Here is a 26094-nt window from a genome sequence, read left to right as displayed (position 1 = left end):
CCCACACTAACTACAGGCCACCAGGGCTTCGCCGAACCGTTCCAGCTCGGACTCGGTGACGTCGACGTGCGGGGACACCCGCAGCACCGGGCGCGTCAGTTCGTATGGTGCGCGGACCAGTTCGCACGCGGTGGTGACGATGCGGTGCTCGTCGATCAGCCGGGCCCGGACCCGGGCCGGATCGGCGCCGTCGGCGGGTTCCAAGGTGGTCAGCGCGGTGGGCTCGTCGGCGGGTTCCACGACGCGCCAGCCCGCAACGCCGGCCAGCGCGGTACGGGTACAGCGCCCCACCTCGGCCAGCCGGGCCCGCACCGCTGCCGGACCGGCTGCCAGATGCTCCCCGACCGCGAGCGCGAAACCGACCCGGGACCCGATATTGGCCTCACCGTTTTCCAACGGTCCCAGCCGCGGTGTGAGGCCGCCGGCAAGCTCCGGCCGCAGTGCCAGCACGCCGACACCGCGGGGGCCGGCCAGCCACTTACGTGATGACGAGTACAGCGCGTCGGGCCCCACCGCGCAGTCCAGGTGGCCGAGCGCCTGGGCGGCGTCGACGACCAGCGGTACACCGATCTCTCGGCACACCGTGGCGACATCCGCCAGCGGTTGGGCGACACCGCGGTGGCTGGCGAGTGCTGTCAGGTGCACCAGCGCGGGCCGGTCCGCGGCCAGGACGGTTTTCGCTTCGTCGACCAGCAGCCGCCCCAGCGCATCGACCGGCAAGGGGCGCACCTGAAAGTCGTTGGCCGCCATGATGGCCAGGCTGGGTCCGTACTCCCCCGGCGGGCAGGCCAGCGTCCGGGGCCCGGCCCAGCTGCTGAGCAGCAGATCCAGGGCGTGGCTGGAACCGGTGGTGTAGACCACCTCCGCGCCGGCGATACCGGACAGCGCCCGCACCGCCTCTCGGCCGGCGTCCAGGGCGGGCGTCGCGGCCTCGGCGGCGACGTAACCGCCGACCTCGGCTTCGTGGCGGGCGTGGGCGGCGGTGGCCTCGATGACGGCGTGGCTCTGCCGGGAGCAGGCGGCGCTGTCGAAGTGCATTCCCGCGGCGGCGGGCCGGGCGGCGCGCCATTGGTCGGCGAGGGTCATCTGACCGCGAGGGCCAGCCCGAAGTCACCGGCCGGGTCGGTCCACCAGTGCGTGCGGCGCAGGCCGGCCGCCTCGAGTTCGGCGGCCACCCCGTCGGGCCGGAACTTGCAGGACACTTCGGTCAGCATTTCCTCGCCGTCGGCGAAATCCACGGTCAGGCCCAGGGCGCGCACGTTGACGCGTTGCGCGCGAACGGACCTCAGCCACATCTCGATCCGCTCGTACTCCTGGTTCCACGTGGCGACATGGGTGAAGGCATCCAGGTCGAAGTCGGCATCCAGCTCCCGGTTCACCACGGCCAGCACATTGCGGTTGAACGCCGCGGTCACCCCGGCGCTGTCGTCGTAGGCGCGCACCAGCCGGTCGGTGTCCTTCACCAGATCGGTGCCGAGCAGCAACGCATCGCCGGGGCGTAACGAATTGGCGAGCGAGGTAAGGAACTTCGCCCGCGGCTCGGAGGTGAAGTTGCCGATGGTGGACCCCAGGAAGATCACCAGTCGCCGGCCCACCTGGGGGATGGTGCCGAGATCCCGCTCGAAGTCGCCGCACACGGTGTCGATCTCGATGCCGGGGTATTCGGCGCGCAGTGCGCCGGCCGCGTCCTGCAGCACGCCGGGGTCCACATCGAAGGGGATGAACCGGCGCAGCAGGCCGCGGGCGCGCCAGGCCGAGAGCAGCAGCCGGGTTTTCTCCGAGGTGCCACTGCCGAGCTCCACCAGGGTGTCCGCTCCCGACGCGGCGGCGATCTCGGCGGCGTGCTCACGCAGGATCGACGCCTCGGTGCGGGTCGGGTAGTACTCCGGCAGCCGGGTGATCCGGTCGAACAGCTCGCTGCCGACGCTGTCATAGAACCACTTGGGCGGCAAGGTTTTCGGGGTCTGACGGAGACCGGCGGCGACATCGCTACGCAGGGTGTTGGCCAGGTCGGCGCTCAAGCCGGTGGTCATGCGGATCCTTCCAGAGGGGTGAGGGCCAGTTCGCCGCCCAGCACCGTGACCAGGTGCCGGTCCGGGATGTCGCGCCAGGCCGGGTCATCGTCGTAGGGTTCGCTGGCCAGCACCACGCCGTCGGGCCGCACCAGGACGGACAGGGTGTCGCCCCAGGTGGTGGCCAGCAGTCGGGTGCCGTCGGCGGCCAGGATGTTCAGCCGGGCATCGGGATCGGCGGCACCGACCTCGGCGACGGTGTCGCCGAGCGCGTCCAACCCGCGCCGGAAGATATGCGCGGCCAGCACGGCGCTGTCGACGGTGGATTCGGCGTCACGGGCCGCCGGCAGCACCGCACGGTCGACCACCCCGTTGTGTGACAGCAACCAGGTGCCGTCGCTGAACGGTGCCGACGCCGACGGTTCGATAGGCATGCCGATGGTGGCCGACCGGACGGCGGCCACCACGCAGCCACTGTGCAACACCGGGGCGACCGAGGCGAAGGAGGCATCGCCCCACAGCGGCTTGTCGCTGCGCCAGCGGTGCACGCCGGACGGGGAGGTGAAGCCGACACCCCAACCGTCGGCATTGAGCAGGCCGTGCTTCTGCCGCCGTGGCGAATAGGACTGCACCAGAAGGCTTTCCGGTGGGTCCAGCACCAGTGAGGACACCGACACCGGCGCACCCAGCCAGCCGAGATGCCTACACATCCCAGGCCAACCGCACGCCGGCGAAGATCTGCCGCCGGATCGGGTGGTCCCAGTTGCGGAAACTGGGCCGCAGGATGCCGGCCGCCACGGCCCACGAACCACCGCGTAACACGCGATAGTCGCCGGACCCGGAGCCCTCGAAGAACGGTTCGCTGTACCGGTCGTAGATCATGGGCGTGAATCCCGGCCACGGCCGCAGGGCCGAGGTGGTCCATTCCCACACATCGCCCAGCATCTGTTCGGCCCCGTAGGCCGAGGCGCCGCCCGGATAGGCGCCCACCGGCGCCGGCCGCATCGCATCCCCACCCAGGTTCACCAGGTCAGCGGTGGGTTGGGCTGCGCCCCAAGGGTAACGGCGTCGCGTACCGGTACCCGGATCCCACGCGCAGGCCTTCTCCCACTCGACCTCGGTGGGTAGCCGCGCCCCGGCCCACGCCGCGTACGCCTCGGCCTCGAAGAACGTCACGTGCTGGACGGGCTCGTCGGGCGGGATCTCCTCGACATGCCCGAACCGGGTCCGGGTGCCGACCCCGTCCCGGGAGAGGTCGTTCCAGAACTGCGGTGCCACCAGGCCGGCCTGCTCGCGGTGCTCCCAGCCCCGTGCCGACCACCAGCGCGGCTGCCGGTAACCGCCGTCGTCGATGAAGGCGCGCCATTCGGCGTTGGTCACCGGTACCCGCCCGATCCGGAACGCCTCGACATCCACGGTGTGTGCGGGCCGCTCGTTGTCCAGCGCATGGGGTTCGTCGGATGCGTTGACACCCAAGGTGAAAGCTCCGGCCGGCACCGGCACCGAGGTGCCGGCCACGCCGGGGCGCCCCGCGGGCAGCGGCGCACCGGTACCCAGGATGGGCGGGCCGGCGCGCAGGTTCAACGCCTGCAACATCGTCTCGTCGTGCTGATTCTCGTGGGAGATGACCAGGCCGAACCGGAACAGGTCATCGCCTGCGCGCGCCGCGGCCAGCGCATCGAGAGCCCGGTCACGCACCGTGCGGCAGTAGATGCGCGCATCGGTCGGCGGCAGCAGCGGCAGTTGGACCCGGCTGGCACGGGAATGCACAAACGCGTCGTAGAGCTGCTCGACCTCGGGCGCCAGCATGCCGGGCCTGTCCGCGTTCCCGTCCCGCAGCAGCCACAGTTCCTCCTGCTGGCCGATGTGGGCGAGATCCCACACCAGCGGGCTCATCAGCGGGTCGTACTGACGGTGCAATTCGGCATCGTCGAAATCGACCAGGGCCAGGGTGCGCTGCCTGGCCTGGGTGAGTTCGGCGGCCAGTACCTCCGGTGATGTCACGACTCACCTTTCGCGAGACGACGGAGCGTCGACGGGATCCCGTCCGCGAGCACAGAAGCGGAGAAATCGTCGGCCGGGCAGCGGCCCGCCGACACGTTGCGCAGCAGCCGCTCCATCGGCTCGGCCAGTTGGTCGGGGGCATGCTCGGCGGCGGCGGCCACGCAGCGCTCTGCCGCCGCTTTCAGCCGCGGGTCGGCCAACCCCACCCGAGCCGCCAGGTCCCATTCGGTGGCCACCGGTGCCGTGGCTTCCACGGCGGTCGCCGCGGCCACCGGGTTGTCCATCAGGGTGACCAGGGTGAACACCACCGCGGGCCACACGTCGTCGGGCACACTGTCCAGATACCGGATCTCCAGCCAGCGCCGCGGCCGCACGGGCGGGAAGAGCGTGGTCAGGTGGTAATCGAGATCATCGGCGGTGGGCAGCCGGCCGCCGAGGGCCGCCCGGCCGTCGGCCCAGTCGGCGAAGGTGACCCAGTCCGTCGCCGCCTCGGCCTGGGTATCGGGGTCGGTGCCGCGCACCAACATCACCGGGGCCCGCAACGCGTAACGCGCCCAGTCCGCGCCGGGATCGTCGCCGTCACGGCCGAGCACCGGGCCGCAGCGGGCGGCGTCGATCTGCCCCCAGACCCGCTGCCGGGTGCTGCGCCAACCGGTGAACTGGCCACCCAGCAGCGGCGAGTTGGCCGCCACCGCGATCATCACCGGGCCCAACGCATGTGCCAGCCGCACCCGGTCCGCCCAGCCCTCGCGCGGGCCCGCCTCGATGTTCACCTGAACCGACGCCGTCGAGGTCATCATCGCCGCACCCGCGGCGCCCGACCGCGCGAAGAACTGCTCCATCGCCCGGTACCGGGGGCCGGGATGGATGCGCTGGGCGGGACGCATCGGATCGGTGCCCAGCAGCACCAGCCCCAGCCCACGGCGGGCCAAGGCGGTGCGCAGCACCTCATGGTCGGCGGTGAGGGCCGTGATCGCGGCGGACACCCCGTCCGCCGGTGGGCCGGACAGTTCGACCGCGCCTCCCGGCTCGACGGTGATGGCGCTGCCGCCGGGCAGGGACGGGACCGCGGCGATCGCCTCGGCCAGCTCATCCCAGCCCGGCCTGCGCGCCGGGTCCTCGACGTCGTAGCAGTGGGCTTCCAATTCCAGGCCGACGGCTCCGATCGGACCGTCGTGCAGGCAGTCGGCGGCGATGCGCGCAGCCATGACTCCGGAAGCGCAGTCGACATCCCACGCGGCGGTGGTCATGCGTGCCATTCCTCCCCGGTGGGCGGGACGCTTAACGGGACCGTTTTCTCGATCTACCTAACAATCTTGCAGACGGGTCCGACATATTCCCACGGCTCGAATCCCGCAGCTACTGACCCAGTGAGTTCTGCATGGCGCCGGCAAGGACATTGACCGCGGGTCCGCCGTTTCCCGGCTGACACACCTTGGCTTGCAGCAAAACATTTTCGCGCAGCCGGGTTTGCACGAAGCAGCGTCGGTCGGTACCCGCCTCCTGCTTGAACCAGACCGCGTCGGCCGGCCCGGCCGGTCCTCCGGTGAAGGTCCACACCTCGGTGCCGAAGTCGTTCAGGTGCATCGCGGTGGTCTGACCGGAGCATCCGGTGGTGCGGTCGGTGATCCGGTGGAAGGCCCGGGTGGCCGCGTCGTCGGTGGCGAACACCCCGACGGCCTGCTTGATCAGATGAGTGGTGTCGGTGGCCGACGTCTGCGCCAGCGCGCTGTTGAACGAGGCGATGTCGGGGTCGTCGTACACCTCGGGCAGGCCGATATCGGCCCAGTTGTTGCACACCGGGTTGTCGACGGAGAACGCCTGGATCGGGTCGGTGAATTCGGCGCCCCACCCCAACGGCGCGCCCACGATATTGGCCACCGACCCCTTGGGCAGCACCGCGTAGTTGACCACGCCGGGATCCGACGGCTTGGCCGATGCGGGACCGGCCGGGACGGCCGGCAGGACTGCCAGGGCGAGACCGGCCGCGGCTGCTGTCAGGCGCATGGCGTCGATCATGCCAGGGTCGCTGCGACCCGAGAAAGGCCCTAGAAGAGGGTCTGCGTGCAGTAGGTGCGGGCCGGCGCGGGATACGGCCAGGCGTAGGAGCCGGCGACGGCGGGGCACGCGGACTGGTCGTGGACGTCCAACCGCCGGGTGATCTGGACGATCATGGCCGAGCCGCGGTCGGCGCAATCGGCCTTCTGCACCACACCGATCGGCATTTCCATCGTGTAGCAGTGCTCGGCGACGAGATTGGGCACCAGGCACAGCCGCGCGGTCCCCGGTTCGGCCAACTGCGTTGACAGATGCTGATATTCGTTGCTCGGGCAGTTCCCGTTGGCGTCCGTGGTGGCACCCACCGTGTAGCTCGGGTCGGCGCTGCAGGACGACTTTCCGGCCCGCGCCGGCCGCTCCGGCGTCGCCGACGGAATCTGCACACAGTCCCCGACCCCGAAGACGGTCGACGTCGCGACATCGGCGGGTGCGGCCCGGAATCCGCAGGAGGACAGGATCGTCGCCAATACCACAACGCCGACCATCAGCGCGGTAGGCGATGGCCGGCGTGTCATGGTTAGGGACACTCTCACGAGCGACCCGCCACTGCCAAGCGGTCACGGCAATTCCTCAGACCCCCGTGACCGTCCTCTTAAAGTCTCAGGGTCGGGGCACGAAGGTCGGGCCGCCGGGAGCACCGGGGCCACCCGGGCCCTGCTGGCCGCCCGGCCCGCCGGGGCCGCCGGGGCCACCGCCTGCGAAGCCGCCCGGGCCGGCCGGCCCGAAGAAGATGTGCGGAGGCCCCATCGGCGGGCCTTCGCGGTGGAACATGCCCGCCTCGCGGTGCGGGCCGCCGCGATGACCGCCGTCGGAGCTCTTGCCCAGGTAGAACCCGGAGAAGAACACCACCGCGACAATGAAGGTCACCCCGGCCGCGATGCCGACCCAGGCCGCTATCTGGAACACCTTGTTGGGGCGTTTGCGCTCCACGACCGGCGGCGGCGGAGGCGGCGCGGGCGCGGGGGCCACCGGCGGCACGGGGGTGGTGGGTGTTTCGACTTCATCACTCATGCTTCTCATGATGCCGAGGCCCGGCCATGTAGCGGTTAGCTCGACAATATGAATCAGCTGTGAGCTGCGATGCCGGCACCGTCGTCGGCGTCGGGATCGGCTTCCACTTCCACCAGCAGCGACATGCCGTGGTGGGCCGGCATCTCGACCGCGAAGCTGTGCAGGTCGTCCACGTTGCCGATGACCTTGCCGCTGAACATGTCCGTGACCACCGCGCTGGGCGGCAGATGCTCGGAACGCACCGTGCCCGCGATGTCCTCGTTGGCGAAGTTGAGCACCGTGAGCTGCAACTGGTTGGGGTCGTCGAGTTGATGAACCATGACCAGCATCCCGCGGTGCGACACCTCCGGGATATCGATCTGCCGGCTGGTGGCGATGCCGAAGTGGGTGCGCACCTTCAGAATCGCCTGTAGCTGACGCACGAAGCTGGTCTCGTCGGCGAGCTGTTCCGGAATCGATCCGTACACGCTGGTTCCGCGGGGCATGCCGGCCGCGGAATGGGTGGCACCGGGGTTGACCCCCATCAGGTCGTGCGCGGCGCGATGGATCCAGCGGGTGTCACCACCGCGCAGCAGTTCACTCACCTGCTCCGGCGGCAAGGTCAGCATGCCGCACAGGTCCCAGCCGGACAGCGCGAAGACGCCGGGTTGCAGCGCGTTGAACATCGCCAGCAACAGGTGCGCCCGCCGGATCCGGTCCAGGGCGACACCCTCACCGCCGGCGTCGGCGATCTGGTCGAGGTCCGCGATCCCCAGGGTCGCGGCGATCACCGTCGCCGTGGTGCACGCGATGCCGTTGGTGGTGAACACCAGGTTGTAGGGCGCACGGGGCCCGGTCAGCACCTCGGTCAGGTCGGTGCGGATGGTGTGGCCGAGCTCCTCACCGGTGACCTCTTGGCCCTTGTAGGTGTAGACGTCGTCGCGGTGGCCAGCGGACCAGTGCACCAGCTCGTAGGTCAACTCGTCATGATTCTGCAGCGCGTGCACCAGCGAGGCGGGATCCACCTCCGTCTGCAGCGTGGTCCGCAACGTCAGCCGCAGGAACTCGGTGTCGGCGGTGGCCAGGGCGTGGTGGTAGGCCGGCCGGTTGATGAAGTCGTAGGACAGATCCGGGCCCGCGATGCTGTTGTCCCGGATGTCGTCGATGGTGAGGTTCAGCTCCTGGAAGGTGAATCCGCCGAGCTTGCGGACCATACTGCCGATGAACTGATTCGCCGCCTGCGACAGCGGGTGCCCCTCGGACCAGCCGACGTCGTCCTCGGCGGATTTCTCGGCACCGAGGAAACCGTTCGCGTCCAGGCGCAGCCCGCCGGAACCCAGGTCGGTCAGTGAATGCAGCGCGTCACCGATCACCAGCCGCATCCCGGCGAAGCTGGGGTCCAGCCAGTTGATCGACGGTTGGCCGTCCTTGAAGTAGTGCAGGTACACCCAGCGCCGCTCGACGCCGTCGACACCGACGATGGGGCGGGTGACGCTCCAGTTGGTCTCCTTGATGCCCTCGGCGTAGAAGATGACGCGCTGCAGCCTGCCGATGATGTATCCGGCTTTGTCCAGCCAATCCTCGGTGGCCGCATCGACATTCACCGAATCGGCGCCGGCCGGAACCGGGGGCAGGTGTTCCCAGTCGCGGGGGTCGATCTCCACCATGTGGTAGATCCCCGGATAGTCGGCGTACTTCATCTCGGCGAGCCGGAAGTCCGCACCCTTGCCGGTGTGCCCCGGCACGATGTCGTCGATGATGGTGCCGCCGTACCAGTTGGCCGTGCCGCACATCTCGCGGAACTCGTCCTCGGTGCCGAAGGCGGGGTCGATCTGCGTGCTGATCCGGTCGAAGTGGCCGTCCACGCTGGGGGTCAGCTGCCAGCCCGAGATGCCGCCGGCCCGCTTCACCGGACCGGTGTGGATGGCCTGAATCCCGATCTGCGCAAAGGCTTTCCACATCTCCTTGTCGGCCATCGCCTTGAGGAAGGATTCGTCCGGCCGGGTGATCAACGACAGCGGATACGCGGTGAACCACACCGAGGCGGTGTCGACCGCCGAGCGCGGGTTGGGCCGGGCGAACGGGTTCTGCCACATCGACCCCTGCCCGGAGAACTGCTGGCTGATCTCGTTCGCGTCGGCCAGCATCGATTGCGACAGCAGCCAGGACACGTACGCCGGATTCTCCCCCGTCGGCGCACCGTCCTGCGCCAGCGACCGCCGGACGAACGGCGTGCGCACCCGCGGGCGGGAGCGCAGCGTCCTGGGGCGCGCCGGGTGCAGGTACTCGTCGAACGTGATCTCGGCGGGCTCGTTGGGCTGTTCCTCGGGGGACCCGGTGGAGACCACGGCCGGCTCCGGTGGCTCAGCTGTCTGCGACGACATCTGTCTCCTCCCTGGCCTGGCATGGCAGCGCCATGGGGCAGTATTTCCGGAAGCCGCTCCGCCGAAACCTTCCGGCGCGAGGGGCGAGCACCGTCTCGATGCTACGCGACCGGCCACGGAAGCCGGTCCGGCACGCTAACCCCTTGTGTCCCAAGGTTTCCACGGGTTCACCGCAAACTGGATCACCCGATAGGGGGCGCTGTCGGCGGGTGCGGTGTGCCACTGGCTGACCAGCACCCGCACGTCGTCGAGGGTGGATGCCGGTGAGATATAGCCACCGTAGGGCTGGGCCAGGCTGTTGTCGTCCGGATCGGGCAACTCCTCGGGGGCCTCGGGCCACGGTGCGGCGACCACCACCGTGGTGACGGGTGCCGTTGCCAGCCCGGTCGGGTCGTCGGCGACCCGCACCTCCATGTTGCCGGTACCCGCGTTGAAGTAGGACAGCACCGTCTTGCCCTCGATCTGGCGCACGCTGAGCTCGCCGGCCGGGTCCGCCCACAGCGGCGTCGGGGTACGGCCCCAGCCCTGCGTGGCCGACCAGCCCTGCCACCGGCCGCGGTCGGTGAAGTCCTGGGGCGGCACACGGTAGAGGAATACCGGGCTGGAGCGGTCGAAGTTGTCGGCCACGATGTACACCCATCCGCGCTGCGACTCCCGGGTCGGGATGGGATCGTAATAGCCGCTGATCTGCGACTGGGCGCCGCCGGCGTAGGACGCAGCCCGCCGTGACCCCGGCACCGTGGGCCAGTTCGGCTGCGCCGCATCCGCTTTGACCAGGCGCGACGATTCCGGTTTGAGGTTGCGGGTGGTGGTCACCAACAGGTAGTTCTCCCGGTTGATGGACACGATGCCGGCGGGAAGCTGCGAGCTGCCCGGGGCCTTCGGGTCGGCCAGCAACGGCGCCGTCGTGCCGGTGACACCGGTGACCCGCAGCTGCGTGGCGATCGAGTCCGGGTCGATGTGCAGGGCCACCGGTGAATACCAGGTGCCGAACCCGACCCCCTGACCGGCGAAGCTGTCGCCGCACACCTGCAGCGTCCGGCTGGGAAACTCCATGAACTCGCACAGGTCGGTCGCACCGACACCGTAATCGCCGGTAGCCGTACCGGTTCCGGCCACCGGCCCCAGCCGCACCACTTGGCCGGGCGTCAACCCGGGGTCGGCCTGCGCGGGGACGGCGCACACCATCGCCGAAATGGACGAAATGGCGCACGCCACTCGTACTTTCGCGCCCAAACGTGCGTTTCGGCGCAAATCAGCCTTGTGCCAGCAGTTCGCCGATCTGGATGGTGTTCAGTGCGGCGCCCTTGCGCAGGTTGTCACCGGAGACGAACAGCGCCAGCCCCCGGCCGTCCGACACACCGGGATCCTGGCGGATCCTGCCGACCAGCGATTCGTCGATGCCGGCGGCGGCCAGCGGGGTGGGCACGTCCACCAGCTTCACGCCCGGCGTGTCGGCCAGCAGTTCGTGGGCGCGCTGCACCGAAAGCGGTTCGGCGAATTCGGCATTGATGGACAGCGAGTGACCGGTGAACACCGGCACCCGCACGCAGGTACCGGACACCAGCAGGTCCGGGATGCCGAGGATCTTGCGGCTCTCGTTGCGAAGTTTCTGGTCCTCGTCGGTCTCGCCGGTACCGTCATCAACGAGTGCGCCAGCGAGCGGAACAACGTTAAAGGCAATGGGCGCAACGTATTTCACCGGAGCCGGGAAGTCGACGGCGCGGCCGTCGTGCACCAGCCCTTCGGCACCGTCGATCACCGCGCGGGCCTGGGTGGCCAGTTCCGCCACCCCGGCCAGCCCGGTACCCGAGACGGCCTGGTAGCTGGACACGATCAGCCGGGTCAGGCCCGCCTCGTCGTGCAGCGGCTTGAGCACCGGCATGGCGGCCATGGTGGTGCAGTTCGGGTTGGCGATGATGCCTTTGGCAAGGCGGACGCCGCGCACATCCCTGTCGAAGTTGACCTCGCTGACGACCAGCGGGACGTCGGGATCCTTGCGCCACGCCGACGAGTTGTCCACGACGACGGCACCGGCGGCGGCGAACCGCGGCGCCTGCACCCGCGACATCGTCGCGCCGGCCGAGAACAGCGCGATGTCCAGGCCGGACGGGTCGGCGGTCTCGGCGTTCTCGACCTCGATCTCCTGACCGCGGAAGGTGAGCTTCTTGCCCTCCGACCGCGGCGAGGCGAAGAACCGCACCGAGGTGGCCGGGAAGTCCCGCTCCTCGAGGAGCGCGCGCATCACCTGGCCGACCTGACCGGTCGCGCCCACCACACCAATCGCAACCATCTATATCCCCGATCCCGCGTACACGACCGCTTCCTCGTCGCCACCGAGGTCGAAGGCCTCGTGCAGCGTGGCGACCGCCTTGTCCAGTTCGGTGTCCTTGATCAGCACCGAGATGCGGATCTCGGAGGTGGAGATCAGGTCGATGTTGATGCCGGCCTCGGCCAGGGCCTCACAGAAGGTCGCGGTCACACCGGGGTGGCTGCGCATGCCGGCGCCGATCAGTGACACCTTGCCGATGTGGTCGTCGTAGAGCACCTGGGAGAACCCGATCTCGTCCTTGAGCGCGGCGAGCTTCTCGACCGCACCGGGGCCGTTCTCCCGCGAGCAGGTGAAGGTGATGTCGGTCTTGCCGTCCTCGACCTTGCTGATGTTCTGCAGCACCATGTCGATGTTCACGTCGGCGTCCGCGACCGCGCGGAACACCTTGGCGGCGTACCCCGGAACGTCGGGCAACCCGACGACGGTGACCTTGGCCTCGCTGCGGTCGTGTGCGACTCCGGTCAGGATGGCGTCTTCCATGGGGATGTCCTCGATCGATCCTTTGACGATGGTTCCTGGCTTGTCCGAGTACGACGAGCGGACGTGAATCGGCACGTTGTATCGGCGGGCGTATTCGACGCAGCGCAGCATCAGCACCTTGGCCCCGCATGCGGCCATCTCCAGCATCTCCTCGAAGGAGACGGCGTCGAGATGCTTGGCGTTGGGCACGATGCGCGGGTCGGCGGTGAAGATGCCGTCGACGTCGGTGTAGATCTCGCAGACATCGGCGTGCAGCGCGGCGGCCAGCGCGACGGCGGTGGTGTCCGAGCCGCCGCGGCCCAGGGTGGTGACGTCCTTGCTGTCCTGGCTGACTCCCTGGAAGCCGGCGACCAGGACGATCTGGCCCTCGTCCAGCGCCTCGCGCAGCCGCGTGGGAGTGACGTCGATGATCTTGGCGTTGCCGTGCGTACCGGTGGTGACGACGCCGGCCTGCGAGCCGGTGAACGAGCGGGCCTGCGCGCCGAGCGACTCGATGGCCATCGCGACCAGCGCGTTGGAGATCCGCTCACCGGCGGTCAGCAGCATGTCCATCTCGCGGGCCGGGGGCGCCGGGGAGACCTGCCGGGCCAGATCCAGCAGGTCGTCGGTGGTGTCGCCCATCGCCGAAACCACGACGACGACGTCATGGCCGGCCTTCTTGGTTTCCACGATGCGCTCGGCGACGCGCCGGATCCGATCGGCGTCCGCCACCGATGATCCGCCGTATTTCTGCACGACGAGCGCCACTGCACGAACCTCTCAACCGCCGGGAATGTCCACACAAGGATAAGGGGTCGGCGCAGCCGGTTTTCCCCTACATCCAGCTACCGCGCCCGGCGGTAGCCTTGACGACCATGGTGGACCGGACCGCACACACGAGCGTGCCGATCCACCCGCCGATCGCGGCGCGGTGGAGCCCCCGGGCGTTCGACCCGGATGCGGTGATCGATCCCGAGGACCTGACCGCACTGCTGGAGGCCGCCCGCTGGTCGGCCACCTGGGGCCACCGCGAGCCGGTGCGGTATCTGGTGGGTTTGCGCGGACGCGAGGAGCAAAAGGGACACCGCGGGGGCGAGGAGCAAAAGGGATACCGCGGACGCAAGGAGCAAAAGGGATACCGCGGACGCAAGGAGCAAATGGGATACCGCGGGGGCGAGGAGCAAGAGGGTTTCCGCGGGGGCGAGACGTTCACCACCCTGGCGGGTCTGCTCAAACGGGGCAACAGTTACGCCAAGGCGGCGGGCGCACTGATCCTGGTGTGCGCCGACGAGGGCGAGGACGAGCGCACCGCACGGTATGCCGCCGTGGACGTGGGGGCGGCCATCGCGTCGCTGTCCATCGAGGCGGTCAGTCGCGGCTTGGTGGTGCACCCGATGGCGGGTTTCGACACCGTCGCCGCCGCGGAGCTCACACCGGGGCTGCGCCCGTTCGCGGTGGTGGCCGTCGGCACGCTCGGTGACTACACGCGCGCCGACGAGGCGATCGTGGAACGCGACCACCGGCCGCGGGAGCGGCTGGGCCTGGACCGGCTGGTCCTCAACTGGGCGTCAGGGGCGCGGTAGCCGCCGGTGCAGCGGGTTGGTGCTGACGGGGGTGGCCCGGCGCGCGCCGCGCGGTAACGCGCTGACGACCTGCGGCGCGTCGGCGCTGGCGCGGGTCCGGTCGTGCAGCCGCATGGCCGGGGTGGAGCCGATGCCCAGCGCAGGTGTGCCGATCAACCGCCGGGACGTGGCGCGGCATTGCGGGCAGGCATCCTCGTCGGGCACCTCGGCCATCGAATACCTGGCGCTGAAGTCCGGACATTCGCCGGGGCAGCGGAACTGGTAGGTCGGCATGCGGTACACGATAACCGTTCGCCGGCAGCGTCATACGTTGTTAACGCGCGCGATCTGCCGACCCTATGTACCCTGCTCTGAATAGTTCTATTTGGAATTATGTGATCACTCGACAGCGCATCCCGGAGGTCGCCGTGCCCGAACTACTGTTTCCGCTGGATTCGACGAAGAAGTTCACCGAGCAACAGATCGTCGGCCACAACCGCTGGCATCCGGACATCCCGCCCGCGGTAACGGTCAAGCCCGGCAGCAGTTTTCGGGCGCACTGCCGGGAGTGGTTCGACGGCGCGATCGTCAACGACGATTCGGCCGAGGACATCCTCAACGCGCCGCTCAAGGGCGTGCACTGCCTGTCGGGGCCGTTCGCCATCGAGGGGGCCGAACCCGGCGACCTGCTGATTGTCGACATCTTGGATGTCGGGCCCATTCCGCAAGAGGATTCGGGCCCACTGGCCGGCCAAGGGTGGGGCTACACCGGCATCTTCGCCAAGCAGAACGGCGGCGGCTTCCTCACCGACCAGTTCCCCGACGCGTACAAGGCGATCTGGGATTTCTCGGGGCAGAGCGCCACCTCCCGCCACGTGCCCGGGGTCAAGTACACCGGCATCGTGCATCCCGGCCTGATGGGCACCGCGCCGTCGGCCGCCTTGCTGGCCAAGTGGAATGCCCGCGAGGGCGCGCTGATCGCGACCGACCCCGACCGGGTGCCCCCGCTGGCGCTGCCGCCGGAGCCGCAGGATGCCATTCTCGGGAGCCTGACCGGTGACGCGTTCACCCGCGCCGCCGCGGAAGCCGCGCGCACGGCACCACCCCGGGAGAACGGCGGCAACCAGGACATCAAGAACCTGACCAAGGGCAGCAGGGTCTTCTATCCGGTGTTCGTGTCCGGTGCCAATCTGTCGTTCGGCGACCTGCACTTTTCCCAGGGCGACGGCGAGATCACCTTCTGCGGTGCGATCGAGATGGGCGGATTCCTGGATCTGCACGTCGACCTGATCAAGGGCGGTATGGACACCTATGGTGTGCACGAGAACGCCATCTTCATGCCCGGCAACACCGATCCGCAGTATTCGGAGTGGATCGCCTTCTCCGGCACCTCGGTCACCCTGGACGGCGAGCAGAAGTATCTGGACTCCGACCTGGCGTATCAGCGCGCCTGTCTGCACGCCATCGACTATCTGACCAAGTTCGGCTACAGCCCCGAGCAGGCCTACCTGCTGCTCGGCTCGGCGCCCATCGAAGGGCGACTCTCCGGTGTGGTCGATATCCCGAATTCCTGTGCCACCGTGTACATCCCGACGGCGATCTTCGACTTCCCGGTCGCGCCGTCGGCGGCCGGGCCGTATCAGGTCGATCCCGGCATGGGCGCACCGCACGCCAGCTTCTGACCGAGCCGGCGGGGGCCGGCACCGGCCCCCGCCCTCAGGCCGGTGCCGAGGTGGGCGCCAGGTCCTGGCCCCGCATTTGGGCCAAGATGTCACCCAGTAGCTCGGCCACGCCGGCATTGCGGGTCACCAGCGCCGTCAGATCCTCGGATTTGGCCAGCCGGGCCCTGGCCCGCTGGTGGGCCGCCGCACCGCGGCGGGTTTGGAACACCAGCACCCGGCGCCGATCGGTCACGTCGACCTTGCGCAGCACCAGGTTGTCCTCGACCATGCCGTCGATCAATCGGGTGAGACTGGGGCCGGGCAGCAAGGTGGCGACCCCCAGCGCGGACATCGCCTTGCCCTGGCCGCCCTCGAGCGCACTCAGCACGTGCCATTGGGCCACGGTCATCCCGTCCAGTTGGGCCGCAACCGCCCGATCCAGTTCCTGCACAACGGTTTTTGCGAGCCGTGCGAGTTCTTCGACGGCGGCTGGGGTGTCCGGGGTGGTGTCCATGTTGCCCAGCAGCTTACCCGGCGCCGCCAGGAAGTTTCAGCTGGAAAGAAATTTCGCGCGCCGCGGAGTATGTTGTCAAACACCGCTGCTGCGGTGCACTCACGTTAGGGGATCCGGCGCCGTCGTCCCCACGGCAGGCCTGGGTGAGGTGTTTGACGATATGGAACACAGCCGTGATGCGGTCGATATCGCGTTGGTGGTGCCCCTGAGCGGACCCGCCGGCATGTTCGGCCCTTCCTGCGAGGTCAGCGCCGAGTTAGCGGTGGCCGATATCAACGCCGCGGGCGGCATCCTGGACCGCCCGGTGCGTCTGCACCCGATCGACGCGGGCGCACCATTGTCGGCCATATCGGCGCAGATGCGCCGGCTGGTCGACACGCATTCCGTCGACGCCGTGGTCGGATGGCACCTGTCCAACGCGCGCCAGGTGATCACCCCGCACACGGCGGGCCGTGTCCCGTACGTCTACACCACCTTCTACGAGGGTGGCGAGAACACCGCGGGTGTCTACATGGTGGGTGAGACACCCCAGCAACAGCTCTTTCCCGCCCTGCAGTGGCTGCGTGCCAACCAGGGGATCAAGCGCTGGTGCATCGTCGGCAACGACTACATCTGGCCACGCCAGACCGCCGCCGTCACCAAGGACTACATGCACGCCAACGGATTCGACTTCGCCGGCGACGCGTTCATCCCGTTGGGCGGGCGGGATTTCCGCGCGTCGCTGGACCTCATCGCTTCATCGAGGGCGGACGGGGTGCTGGTTCTCATGGTGGGGACCGACAACGCCGCCTTCAACCGCGCCTTCGCCAGGGCCGGGCTGCACGAGAAGCAGATCCGGCTGTCGCTGATGATCGGCGAGGACGTGCTGTGCGCCAGCGGCAACGGCAGCACCCAGGGTCTCTACACGGCGTGCGGCTATTTCGAGAGTCTGGTGACGCCGGAGAACATGGGCTTCGGCTCGCGCTACGAGCAGTTGTTCGGCGCGACCGCACCCACGCTGAACAATATCGGCGAATCCTGCTACGAGGGCCTGCTCCTGCTGGCCGCCCTGGCGGGCGCCGCGGGCAGCCTGCAGGTTCGGGCGATCGACCGGGTCCGCTCCACGGTGTCCTATCAGGGGCCGCGCGGCGAGGTGGCGATGCGCGGGGCACACACCCATCAGCCCGTATTTCTCGCGGACACAACCGATGTGGAGTTCCGGGTCATCGATCAGTTGAGCGCGTGAACGAATCCCGCCGCACCGGTGGGCCCGGTGCGGCGGGATTCGCTTGCGGTGCGCGGGCTCAGGCCCGCTGACTCAGTTCGGCGCGCAGGGCGTCCGAGGCTGCCGAGGTGGCATGATCACCGGTCTTGCACATGTCGTGGCAGTCCTTGGTCAGGGTGCAGGTCAGCGATGACACCGGCCCGTGGTGGAACGGGCAGTCGTGCACCATATCCGGCAGTTCGTAGCGCTTGTTGTCGACGATGTCGAGTAGGGTCTGCCCCGCCCACAGCGGTTCCTTCTCGATCTCTTCGCGCAGCGGGTTGGGCCGGGCCAGGTAGTACTTGCCCTTGGTGGCGATGCAGATCACCGGGGACAGCACGAATGCCAGGCTCAGGGCCAGGTACGGCGACCAGGCCGCCAGCAGTGGCCCGAAAGCGTTGAAGAAGGCCAAGATCGAGAAGAACGAGCCCACCATCATCGACACGAAGCCCACCGGGTTGATGCTGTACAGGTAGGCGCGCTTGAACTCCACGTAGGGCGGGCTGAGCTTCAGCAGCGGCTTGTTGATCACCAGGTCGGCCACGATCGCGCCCACCCACGCGATCGCCACGTTCGAGTAGAAGCCCAGAATGGTGTTGAGCACCGCGAACATGTTGCCCAACATCAGCGAGAGCGCGATCGCGATGTGCAGCGCGAGGTAGACGACGCGGCCCGGGTGCACGTGCAGGACCCGGCTGAAGAAGTTCGACCACGACAGCGAACCCGAGTAGGCATTGGTCACGTTGATCTTGACCTGCGACAGCAGCACCATCAACGTCGCGAGCCCCAACGCCACGGTGTCGTTGTGAATCACCGACCCGAAGCCACCGAGGAACTGTTCGATCGGTTCGGTGGCGGCGGTGAAACCGACCTTGCCCGCGACGTAGAACGCGAGGAACGCACCGCAGATCTGCTTGGCCGCACCGAGGATCACCCACCCGGGACCGGCGGCCAGCACCGCCGCCCACCAGCGCAACGCTGGCGTTTCGGACTTCTCCGGCATGAAGCGCAGATAGTCGACCTGCTCACCGATCTGGGCAATCAGCGACAGCGCCACGCCGGCACCGGCGCCCACACCGATCGCGGTGACCCGCTCACTGCCCCCGTCTCCCGCCCAGGACAGGAAGCCGTGGAACCCGTCCGGATCGGCCGATGCGATGAACGCGATGGGCGCGACGAACAGCACCAGCCACAGCGGCTGGGTCCACACCTGGAACTTGGCCAGCGCGGTCATGCCGTAGAGCACCAACGGGATGATGATCAACGAGCCGATGATGTATCCCAGGGCCAGCGGCAGATGGAACGCCAGCTTCATCGCCTGCGCCATGATCGCCCCTTCGAGGGCGAAGAAGATGAAACAGAAACTGGCGTAGATCAGGCTGGTCAACGTCGATCCGAAGTACCCGAAGCCCGCCCCGCGGGTGAGCAGGTCCATGTCGATGTTGTACTTCGCGGCGTAATAGGCGATCGGGATGCCGGTGAGGAAGATGGTGACGGCGGCGACCAGGATCGCCACCACCGCGCTGGCCGAGCCGTGGGTCACCGCGATGGAGGCGCCAATCGAATAGTCGGCCAGGTAGGCGATACCGCCGAGGGCGGCCACCGCGCAGGCCATCGGGCTCCACTTGCGGAACGACTTGGGGGCATAGCGCAGGGAAAAGTCCTCGATGGTGTCCTGGCCGGCCCAGGTGACGAAGCGGGCCCACGGCCCGCTGCCGGGCGGCGCGGCGGTGGGATGTACCTGCACCTCGCCCACCGGTTGCTCAGATGACGTCATGTGTTGTCTCCTCACCGCGTCCCGTGCGGGAGCGGCCGACTCATAAGGGATTCGCGTTCGGACGGCGCTGGCGACGCGATGAGGCACTGCGGCGGAATCTGCTCCGCCGCAAGGAAACTAACACCGTTACTTCCAAATGGCAGTACTCCAAATGGAACGTTACGCGCCGGACACGAGGCGTTTACAGACGATGCGGGAGTCGGGTGCCAGTGAACCGGCGGCGGTCATTTACCCGGCGGCAACACGGCAATCCTGTCTACGTAACAGAAACATCGTCTACTGCCAGTGATCGGCCTGGCGGCCGCGCCCCCTCAGGAGATGTATATGGATACCGGAACCACCGCATTCATGCTCTGTTGCATCATCGGCCTCACGATGATGATCCCCGGCCTCGCACTGTTCTACGGAGGCATGGTCTCCGTGAAGAGTTCGACCAACATGATGATGATGACCTTCGGTGCGGTCGCCATCGTCGGCGTGCTCTGGGTGCTGTTCGGCTTCTCGATGACCTTCGGCACCTCCATCGGCGAATCCGGCCTGGTCGGCAGCCTCACCGAGTTCGCCGGCATGAAGGATCTCCTGGAATCGCAGACCACCATCAACGGCTTGCCGGTGAGCCTGTTCGCGCTGTTCCAGGCGCTCTTCGCGGCCATCACCGTCGCGCTCATCTCCGGCGCCGCGGCCGACCGGATGAAATTCGGCGCCTGGATGTTGTTCGCCACCTTGTGGGCGGTGCTGGTGTACTTCCCGGTCGCGCACTGGGTGTTCGCCTTCGACGGCGTCGTCACCAAGGACTCGGTCGGCGGCTGGATCGCCAACAGCCTCAAGGCCATCGACTTCGCCGGCGGCACCGCCGTGCACATCAACGCCGGCGCGGCCGCGCTGGCGGTCGCGATCGTGCTCGGCAAGGCCGCCAACTGGGGCCAGCTGCGCAAGCCGCACAACGTCCCGCTGACCCTGCTGGGCGCGGGGCTGCTGTGGGCCGGCTGGTACGCGTTCAACGGCGGTTCGGCCCTGGCCGCCGGCAACTCGGCCGCCATCGTCATGGTCACCACCTTCGTCGCCACCTGCGCGGCCACCCTGGCCTGGCTGGCCGTCGAGAAGTTCAAGGACGGTCACGTCACCGGGGTCGGCGCCGCGGCCGGTGCCATCACCGGCCTGGTCGCCATCACCCCCGCGTGTGGCGCGGTCACCCCGGTCGGCGCGATCATCCTGGGCCTGGTCGCCGGGGCCATCTGCCCATTCGCGGTGGGGCTGAAGGAGAAGTTCGGCTACGACGACTCACTGGACGTGGTGGGCGTGCACCTCGTCGGTGGCGTCATCGGCACGTTGATGATCGGCCTGCTGGCCAGCGATTCCATGCCCAATGCCACCAACGGTCTGTTCTACGGCGGCGGCCTCGGCCAGCTGGCCAAGCAGGCGATCGCCGCCGCGGCGGTCATGGCCTATTCCTTCGTCATCGCGTATGTCATCGCCTTCGCCATCAAGAAGACGATCGGCATCCGCATCTCGCCCGAGGAAGAGGAGAAGGGCATCGACACCCACGTCCACCGGGACGCGGCCTACGAGCTCGCGTCCGCCTGACCTACACCCGCGGACGCGAGGAGCAATCAGGACCCGGCTCCAGCCGGCGCAGCGCTCCTGCGCCGGCTGGTCACCGGGCTTTCTTTGGCCCATCGAAGTTTCACCGTAAGATACTCTGGTTCCCATTAGGAGACAGTCATGCCGCCCGATCTAGCCACCCAAGCCCAGCAATCCGGTACCACCTTCATCCTTGCCCTGTTCGTCGACCTGCGCGGAAAGCCGTGCGCCAAACTGGTTCCCGTCGAAGCCGTCGACCAGCTGGCCACCGAGGGGGTCGGCTTCGCCGGGTATGCCGTCGGCGCCATGGGGCAACAGCCCAAGGACCCCGACCTGATGGCCCTGCCCGACCCGGCGTCGTTCACCCCGATCCCGTTCATCAAGGAGGGATTGGCCCTGGTGCATTGCGACCCGCACGTTCAGGGCGAGCCGTGGCCGTACGCGCCGCGGATCATCCTCAAGGGGCTCATCGAGCAGGTGGCCGACGCCGGCTTCGAGCCGTGGGTGGGTGCGGAGGTCGAGTACTTCCTGCTGCGCCGCGCGGCCGACGGCACCCTGGTCACCGCCGACGCCGCCGATACCGCGGCCCAACCCTGTTACGACGCACGGGGCGTCACCCGGATGTATGACCACCTCACCGCGATCTCCACCGCGATGAACACGCTGGGCTGGTCCAACTACGCCAACGACCACGAGGACGGCAACGGACAGTTCGAGCAGAACTTCCAGTTCGCCGACGCCCTCACCACCGCCGACCGGGTGATCACGCTGCGCTACCTGTTGTCGATGATCGCCGCCGAACGCGGCATGGTCGCCACCTTCATGCCCAAACCGTTCGCCGATCGCACCGGCAACGGGCTGCATCTGCACCTGTCGCTGACCAGCGCCGGCACCCCGGTGTTCCCGGCCGAACAGGACGCCCGGGGCCTCGGATTGTCCGACACCGCATACGGATTCATCGGCGGCATCCTGGATCACGCCTGTGCGTTGCAGGCCGTCGTCGCGCCCACCGTCAACTCCTACAAGCGCACCGGCGCCACCAGCACCGCCTCGGGAGCATCCTGGGCGCCGCGCAAACCGAGCTACGGCGGCAACGACCGCACCCACTACATCCGGGTGCCGGACAATCAGCGCGTCGAACTCCGCGGCGGCGACGGCGCGGCCAATCCGTACCTGGCGATCGCGGCCGCGCTCGGGGCCGGTATCGACGGCATCAAGCGCAGCCTGGACCCCGGTGATGTCGGCGCCCAGGGGCCGTCGACGTTGCCGCCCACGTTGCTGCACGCCGTCGACGAGTTGGAGACCGACGCGGTGATCACCGGGGTGCTCGACACCGCGGGTGCGGGCGTCGCGTCGTATTTCGCCGGCATCAAACGCGAAGAGTTCTTCACCTACCACGGCACCGTCGCGCCGTGGGAGGTCGACTCCTATCTGACCGCCTTCTGAAAACAAAGGGAGACAACCTATGTGCGGGATCGTGGGGCTACACCTGCGCACACCGGAGCTCTACCCCCGGCTGGGTGAACTGCTCACCGGGATGTTGTGTGAAATGGCCGACCGCGGCTCGGATTCGGCCGGGGTGGCCGTATACGGCGACCCGGTGTGGTCGCCGCCGGGGAAGGGCTGCGTATCGGTCACCGATATCGAGATGGCCCCCGACCTGGGCCCCGATGTTGCGGTGGTACAGGCCGATTCGACGTATCTCCTGACGGCCGACACCTCCTCCGAGGATCTGCTGGCGCGGGTGCGGGCGGCCTACCCCGAGGCGTTGGTGGCCGGGTTCGGTGCCGACCTGGCGGTGCTCAAGGGCGTCGGCAACCCGCGCGCGCTGACCGACGGGTGGGGCCTGGCCAAGGCCCAGGGCTGGCAAGGTGTCGGGCACACCCGGATGGCCACCGAATCCGCGGTCACCCCGTCGGGCTGCCACCCCTACACCGTGGGGCCGCAACAATGTCTGGTGCACAACGGGTCGTTCGCCAACCACGCCACCATTCGCCGCGAACTCCGCAGGGCCGGAGTTCAATTCGACAGTGAGAACGACACCGAGGTGGGCGCGCGATTCGTGGCCGAACAGCTGGCCGCGGGCCGGGACGTGGAGAGCGCACTCAAGGAGCTGTGCGCCACGTTCGACGGCTTCTACACACTGCTGGTGTCCAACCGCGACTCCTTCGCGGTGGTGCGCGACGCCATCGCATGCAAACCGGCGGTGATCGCCGAGACGCCCAACTGGGTGGCCATGGCCAGCGAGTACCGCGCGCTGGCGGGCCTGCCGGGAGTGGAAGAAGCCAAGATCTGGGAACCCGAGCCGGAAGTGGTGTACGCATGGACCAGGTGACCCTGACGGGATTCGATCTGCACGGCATGCCGCTGCGCGAGGTCAATGCCGCACTACACAAGCCGGGTGTGACCGGTGAGTTCGTCATCACCCATCCCGACGGCGCGCACAACGTTGCCGTCGGACTCGACGCGCCGATCACGGTGACCGTCGAAGGGCATGTCGGCTACTACGCCGCAGGCATGAACCAGCACGCCCACGTCACCATCGACGGCAATGCCGGCACCGGCGTGGCCGAGAACATGATGAGCGGGTCGGTGCGGGTGAAGGGCAACGCCTCACAGTCGGCCGGGGCCACCGCCCACGGTGGGCTGCTGGTCATCGAGGGCGACGCCGCGGCGCGCTGCGGTATCTCGATGAAGGGTGTCGACATCGTGGTCGGTGGCAGCATCGGTCACATGAGTGCGTTCATGGCCCAAGCCGGGCGCCTGGTGGTACGCGGCGATGCCGGTGAAGCCCTTGGCGATTCGATCTACGAAGCACGGCTCTACGTGCGCGGCGAGGTCGCCTCCCTCGGGGCCGATTGCGTGGCCAAACCGATGCGGCCCGAACACCACGCCGAACTGGCCGAACTGCTCGCCGCGGCCGGCTATGCCGATGACACCGCCGAATACACCCGGTACGGATCGGCGCGGACCCTCTACCACTTCCACGTCGACAATGCGAGTGCCTACTGATGCGTGAATCCGCCACCTTCGACCGAAACACGATCGCCGATATCCAGCGGGCGGCCGAGACCGGTATCTACGACATCCGCGGTTGGGGCGCCAAACGCCCACTGCCGCATTTCGACGACCTGCTGTTCCTCGGCGCGTCGATGTCCCGTTATCCGCTGGAAGGGTACCGGGAGCGCTGCGGCACCGACGTGGTGCTCGGCGGACGGCACGCCAAACACCCACTGCACCTGGATATTCCGGTCACCATTGCCGGCATGAGCTTCGGCGCGCTGTCCGGCCCGGCCAAGGAGGCGTTGGGCCGCGGCGCCAGCGAAGCCGGCACGTCGACCACCACCGGTGACGGCGGTATGACCCCCGAGGAGCGCGGGCAGAGCAAGCACCTTGTGTACCAGTATCTTCCGTCGCGGTACGGGATGAATCCCGACGACCTGCGCAAGGCCGATGCCATCGAGGTGGTGCTGGGTCAGGGCGCCAAGCCCGGCGGCGGCGGAATGCTGCTGGGGCAGAAGATCTCCCCGCGGGTGGCCGGGATGCGCACCCTGCCCGAGGGCATCGACCAGCGCTCGGCATGCCGGCACCCGGACTGGACCGGCCCGGACGATCTCACCATCAAGATCAACGAGCTGCGGGAGATCACCGACTGGGAGAAGCCGATCTACGTCAAAGTCGGTGCGACTCGCACCTATTACGACGTCAAACTGGCCGTGCACGCCGGCGCCGACGTGGTGGTGGTCGACGGCATGCAGGGCGGCACCGCGGCCACCCAGGAGGTGTTCATCGAGCACGTCGGGATCCCGACGCTGGCCGCGATCCCGCAGGCCGTGCAGGCGCTGCAGGAACTCGGTGTGCACCGCGGCGGGCCGAGCGGGGTGCAGTTGATCGTCAGTGGCGGCATCCGGTCCGGCGCCGACGTCGCCAAGGCCCTGGCCCTGGGCGCGGACGCGGTGGCCATCGGCACCGCGGCGCTGATCGCGCTCGGGGACAACCACCCGCGCTACGCCGCCGAGTACGAAAAGCTCGGCAGCGCAGCGGGTTTCTACGATGATTTCCAGGACGGTCGTGACCCTGCGGGTATCACCACGCAGGACCCGGAGCTGGCCGCCCGTTTCGATTCGGTCGAAGGCGGCCGCCGGCTGGCCAACTATCTGCGGGTGCTGACCATGGAGGCCCAGACCATCGCCCGGGCGTGCGGCAAGGCGCACGTCACCCACCTGGAGCCCGAGGATCTGGTCGCGATCACCATCGAAGCCGCCGCCATGGCGCGGGTCCCGCTGGCCGGCACGAACTGGATTCCCGGTCATGAGCATTAGCGCGGATGTCGTCATCGTCGGCGGCGGGCTGGAAGGGGCGGCGGCCGCCTGGGCGTTAAGCCAGCGCGGGATCACCGATGTCCTTGTCGCCGAACGCAATACCGTCGGATCGGGGATGACGGGTAAGTCCAGCGGCATCGTGCGCTGCCACTACGGGGTCAGTTCACTGGCGGCGATGGCCACGGTGGGGCTGGAGGTGTTCGAGAAGGCGCAGGAGATCTTCGGGACCGATATCGGTTTCCGACAGACGGGCTACGTCGTCGGCGTCGGTGAGCCCAATGTCGAGAACCTGCGCAAGAGCCTGGCCGCGCAACGCGCCGTCGGGGTGCAGACCGAGGAGATCGACCGCGCCGACGTCGCCGCGCTGTGGCCGTGGGCCGATCTGGAACCGTTCGCGGCGTTCGGCTGGGAGGCCCGCGGCGGCTACGGCGACGCCTACCAGACCGCACAGGCCTTCTCGGTGTCGGCACGGGCGGCCGGCGTCCGGGTCCGGCAGGGCACCACCGTCACCGACCTGCTCATCGACGGCGGTCGCGTCACCGGGGTGCGGCTGGCCGACGGCACCGACGTGGCGGCGGGCACGGTCGTCGTCGCCACCGGAGTGTGGACCCGGCCGTTCCTGGCCCGGTACGGGCTGGACGTGCCGATCGAGGTGGTGCGCGAGCAGATCGTCACCATCGCCCCCGGCCTGGACATCGGCAAGGTGCCGGTGTTCTCCGATCTGGTCTCGCTGCAGTACGTGCGCCCCGAGCTGGGCGGCGAAATCCTGTTCGGCAACAGCGATCTGGCCCACGGCGAGACCGCGGACCCCGACGACTACCTGAACCGGGCCACCGATGCGTTCATCGACGTCACCGTCGACAAGGTCGGCACCCGGTTCCCGGGCTTCACCGACGCCGCGATCACCGGCAGCTACGCCGGGTGCTACGACGTCACCCCGGACTGGAATCCGGTGATCTCGACGACCGGTATCGACGGGCTCATCGTGGCGGCCGGGTTCAGCGGGCACGGCTTCAAGATCGCCCCCGCCGTCGGCCGGTTGATCGCCGATCTGGTGGTGGACGGGCGCAGCGCCGACCCGCGCATCCCGGAATCCGATTTCCGGTTGTCCCGGTTCGCCGAGCAAGATCTTCTCAGGAGCCCGTACCCGTACGTCGGCGCGGGCGAGATGCGCTAGAGGGGAGCGAGTCGACAC

Annotated in this window: 24 protein-coding genes; 9 read left to right on the top strand and 15 right to left on the bottom strand. The window is 68.5% G+C overall.

The window, feature by feature from the left end:
- Positions 1-6: 6 nt before the first annotated feature.
- The 12 genes from egtE to AWB94_RS15500 form a co-directional block, all read right to left on the bottom strand.
- Positions 7-1086, bottom strand: a complete 1080-nt coding sequence (egtE, locus tag AWB94_RS15555) for an ergothioneine biosynthesis PLP-dependent enzyme EgtE (RefSeq protein ID WP_062660196.1) — start codon at positions 1084-1086, stop codon at positions 7-9.
- A complete protein-coding gene (gene egtD / locus AWB94_RS15550; RefSeq protein WP_062660195.1) occupies positions 1083-2033 on the bottom strand; it encodes an L-histidine N(alpha)-methyltransferase in 951 nt (316 codons plus the stop codon). The genes egtE and egtD overlap by 4 nt, the downstream gene beginning before the upstream one ends.
- A complete protein-coding gene (gene egtC / locus AWB94_RS15545) occupies positions 2030-2722 on the bottom strand; it encodes an ergothioneine biosynthesis protein EgtC (RefSeq protein WP_062660194.1) in 693 nt (230 codons plus the stop codon). The genes egtD and egtC overlap by 4 nt, the downstream gene beginning before the upstream one ends.
- Positions 2715-4016 (bottom strand): ergothioneine biosynthesis protein EgtB, encoded by a 1302-nt coding sequence (gene egtB, locus AWB94_RS15540; protein ID WP_062660193.1) that lies wholly within the window; start codon positions 4014-4016, stop codon positions 2715-2717. The genes egtC and egtB overlap by 8 nt, the downstream gene beginning before the upstream one ends.
- Positions 4013-5266, bottom strand: a complete 1254-nt coding sequence (gene egtA, locus AWB94_RS15535; RefSeq protein WP_084395553.1) for an ergothioneine biosynthesis glutamate--cysteine ligase EgtA — start codon at positions 5264-5266, stop codon at positions 4013-4015. Before egtA ends, egtB begins: the two co-directional genes overlap by 4 nt.
- A gap of 109 nt (positions 5267-5375) precedes the next feature.
- The gene (locus AWB94_RS15530; protein WP_062660253.1) at positions 5376-6023 is read right to left on the bottom strand and encodes a sensor domain-containing protein; all 648 of its coding nucleotides are present in this window, start codon (positions 6021-6023) and stop codon (positions 5376-5378) included.
- 41 nt (positions 6024-6064) lie between these two features.
- The gene (locus AWB94_RS15525; protein WP_062660191.1) at positions 6065-6589 is read right to left on the bottom strand and encodes a hypothetical protein; all 525 of its coding nucleotides are present in this window, start codon (positions 6587-6589) and stop codon (positions 6065-6067) included.
- Between the two features lie 85 nt (positions 6590-6674).
- Positions 6675-7085: a hypothetical protein gene (locus AWB94_RS35805; RefSeq protein ID WP_062660190.1), complete on the bottom strand. Its 411-nt coding sequence runs from the start codon at positions 7083-7085 to the stop codon at positions 6675-6677.
- 53 nt (positions 7086-7138) lie between these two features.
- The gene (treS, locus tag AWB94_RS15515; protein ID WP_062660189.1) at positions 7139-9448 is read right to left on the bottom strand and encodes a maltose alpha-D-glucosyltransferase; all 2310 of its coding nucleotides are present in this window, start codon (positions 9446-9448) and stop codon (positions 7139-7141) included.
- A gap of 135 nt (positions 9449-9583) precedes the next feature.
- Complete coding sequence (locus AWB94_RS15510) at positions 9584-10636, bottom strand: glycoside hydrolase family 183 protein (protein ID WP_084395547.1); 1053 nt, start codon at positions 10634-10636, stop codon at positions 9584-9586.
- 67 nt (positions 10637-10703) lie between these two features.
- Positions 10704-11741, bottom strand: coding sequence for an aspartate-semialdehyde dehydrogenase (locus tag AWB94_RS15505; RefSeq protein WP_062660187.1), 1038 nt, complete (start codon positions 11739-11741; stop codon positions 10704-10706).
- Entirely contained in the window at positions 11742-13007 is a 1266-nt protein-coding gene (locus tag AWB94_RS15500; RefSeq protein ID WP_062660186.1) for an aspartate kinase, read from the bottom strand.
- A gap of 107 nt (positions 13008-13114) precedes the next feature.
- On the opposite strand from AWB94_RS15500, the gene AWB94_RS15495 reads away from it, so the two are divergent.
- The gene (locus tag AWB94_RS15495) at positions 13115-13822 is read left to right on the top strand and encodes a nitroreductase family protein (RefSeq protein WP_165766692.1); all 708 of its coding nucleotides are present in this window, start codon (positions 13115-13117) and stop codon (positions 13820-13822) included.
- On the opposite strand, the gene AWB94_RS15490 is transcribed toward AWB94_RS15495, so the two are convergent.
- Positions 13808-14095 carry an FmdB family zinc ribbon protein gene (locus tag AWB94_RS15490; RefSeq protein ID WP_062660184.1) on the bottom strand — a complete coding sequence of 96 codons (288 nt, stop codon included), beginning with the start codon at positions 14093-14095 and terminating at the stop codon, positions 13808-13810. The genes AWB94_RS15495 and AWB94_RS15490 overlap by 15 nt on opposite strands.
- A 134-nt stretch (positions 14096-14229) precedes the next feature.
- Between AWB94_RS15490 and fmdA the strand changes: the two genes are divergently transcribed.
- Positions 14230-15483, top strand: a complete 1254-nt coding sequence (gene fmdA / locus AWB94_RS15485; RefSeq protein ID WP_062660252.1) for a formamidase — start codon at positions 14230-14232, stop codon at positions 15481-15483.
- A 34-nt stretch (positions 15484-15517) separates the two neighbouring features.
- Here the strand turns inward: fmdA and AWB94_RS15480 are convergent, their stop codons facing one another.
- The gene (locus AWB94_RS15480) at positions 15518-15976 is read right to left on the bottom strand and encodes a MarR family winged helix-turn-helix transcriptional regulator (RefSeq protein WP_062660183.1); all 459 of its coding nucleotides are present in this window, start codon (positions 15974-15976) and stop codon (positions 15518-15520) included.
- 160 nt (positions 15977-16136) lie between these two features.
- Between AWB94_RS15480 and AWB94_RS15475 the strand changes: the two genes are divergently transcribed.
- Entirely contained in the window at positions 16137-17201 is a 1065-nt protein-coding gene (locus tag AWB94_RS15475) for a substrate-binding domain-containing protein (RefSeq protein WP_062660182.1), read from the top strand.
- Between the two features lie 58 nt (positions 17202-17259).
- Here AWB94_RS15475 and AWB94_RS15470 read toward each other — a convergent pair whose 3' ends face one another.
- Positions 17260-18996 carry a purine-cytosine permease family protein gene (locus AWB94_RS15470; protein ID WP_084395546.1) on the bottom strand — a complete coding sequence of 579 codons (1737 nt, stop codon included), beginning with the start codon at positions 18994-18996 and terminating at the stop codon, positions 17260-17262.
- 324 nt (positions 18997-19320) lie between these two features.
- Between AWB94_RS15470 and AWB94_RS15465 the strand changes: the two genes are divergently transcribed.
- From AWB94_RS15465 to AWB94_RS15440, 6 genes are all read left to right on the top strand, one after another.
- Positions 19321-20580, top strand: a complete 1260-nt coding sequence (locus tag AWB94_RS15465; protein ID WP_062660181.1) for an ammonium transporter — start codon at positions 19321-19323, stop codon at positions 20578-20580.
- Positions 20581-20718: 138 nt separating this feature from the next.
- The gene (glnT, locus tag AWB94_RS15460; RefSeq protein ID WP_062660180.1) at positions 20719-22023 is read left to right on the top strand and encodes a type III glutamate--ammonia ligase; all 1305 of its coding nucleotides are present in this window, start codon (positions 20719-20721) and stop codon (positions 22021-22023) included.
- A gap of 19 nt (positions 22024-22042) precedes the next feature.
- Positions 22043-22912 carry a class II glutamine amidotransferase domain-containing protein gene (locus tag AWB94_RS15455; RefSeq protein ID WP_062660179.1) on the top strand — a complete coding sequence of 290 codons (870 nt, stop codon included), beginning with the start codon at positions 22043-22045 and terminating at the stop codon, positions 22910-22912.
- On the top strand, positions 22900-23589 hold the full coding sequence (locus tag AWB94_RS15450; protein WP_062660178.1) for a GltB/FmdC/FwdC-like GXGXG domain-containing protein: 690 nt from the start codon (positions 22900-22902) through the stop codon (positions 23587-23589). The genes AWB94_RS15455 and AWB94_RS15450 overlap by 13 nt, the downstream gene beginning before the upstream one ends.
- The gene (locus tag AWB94_RS15445) at positions 23589-24899 is read left to right on the top strand and encodes an FMN-binding glutamate synthase family protein (protein WP_062660177.1); all 1311 of its coding nucleotides are present in this window, start codon (positions 23589-23591) and stop codon (positions 24897-24899) included. The genes AWB94_RS15450 and AWB94_RS15445 overlap by 1 nt, the downstream gene beginning before the upstream one ends.
- Positions 24889-26076, top strand: a complete 1188-nt coding sequence (locus AWB94_RS15440) for an NAD(P)/FAD-dependent oxidoreductase (protein WP_062660176.1) — start codon at positions 24889-24891, stop codon at positions 26074-26076. Before AWB94_RS15445 ends, AWB94_RS15440 begins: the two co-directional genes overlap by 11 nt.
- Positions 26077-26094: the final 18 nt, after the last annotated feature.

The organism is Mycolicibacterium canariasense (genome assembly GCF_002101555.1).
In the GTDB taxonomy this organism is placed as follows: domain Bacteria; phylum Actinomycetota; class Actinomycetes; order Mycobacteriales; family Mycobacteriaceae; genus Mycobacterium; species Mycobacterium canariasense.
This window is presented reverse-complemented; position numbering and strand designations above follow the sequence as displayed.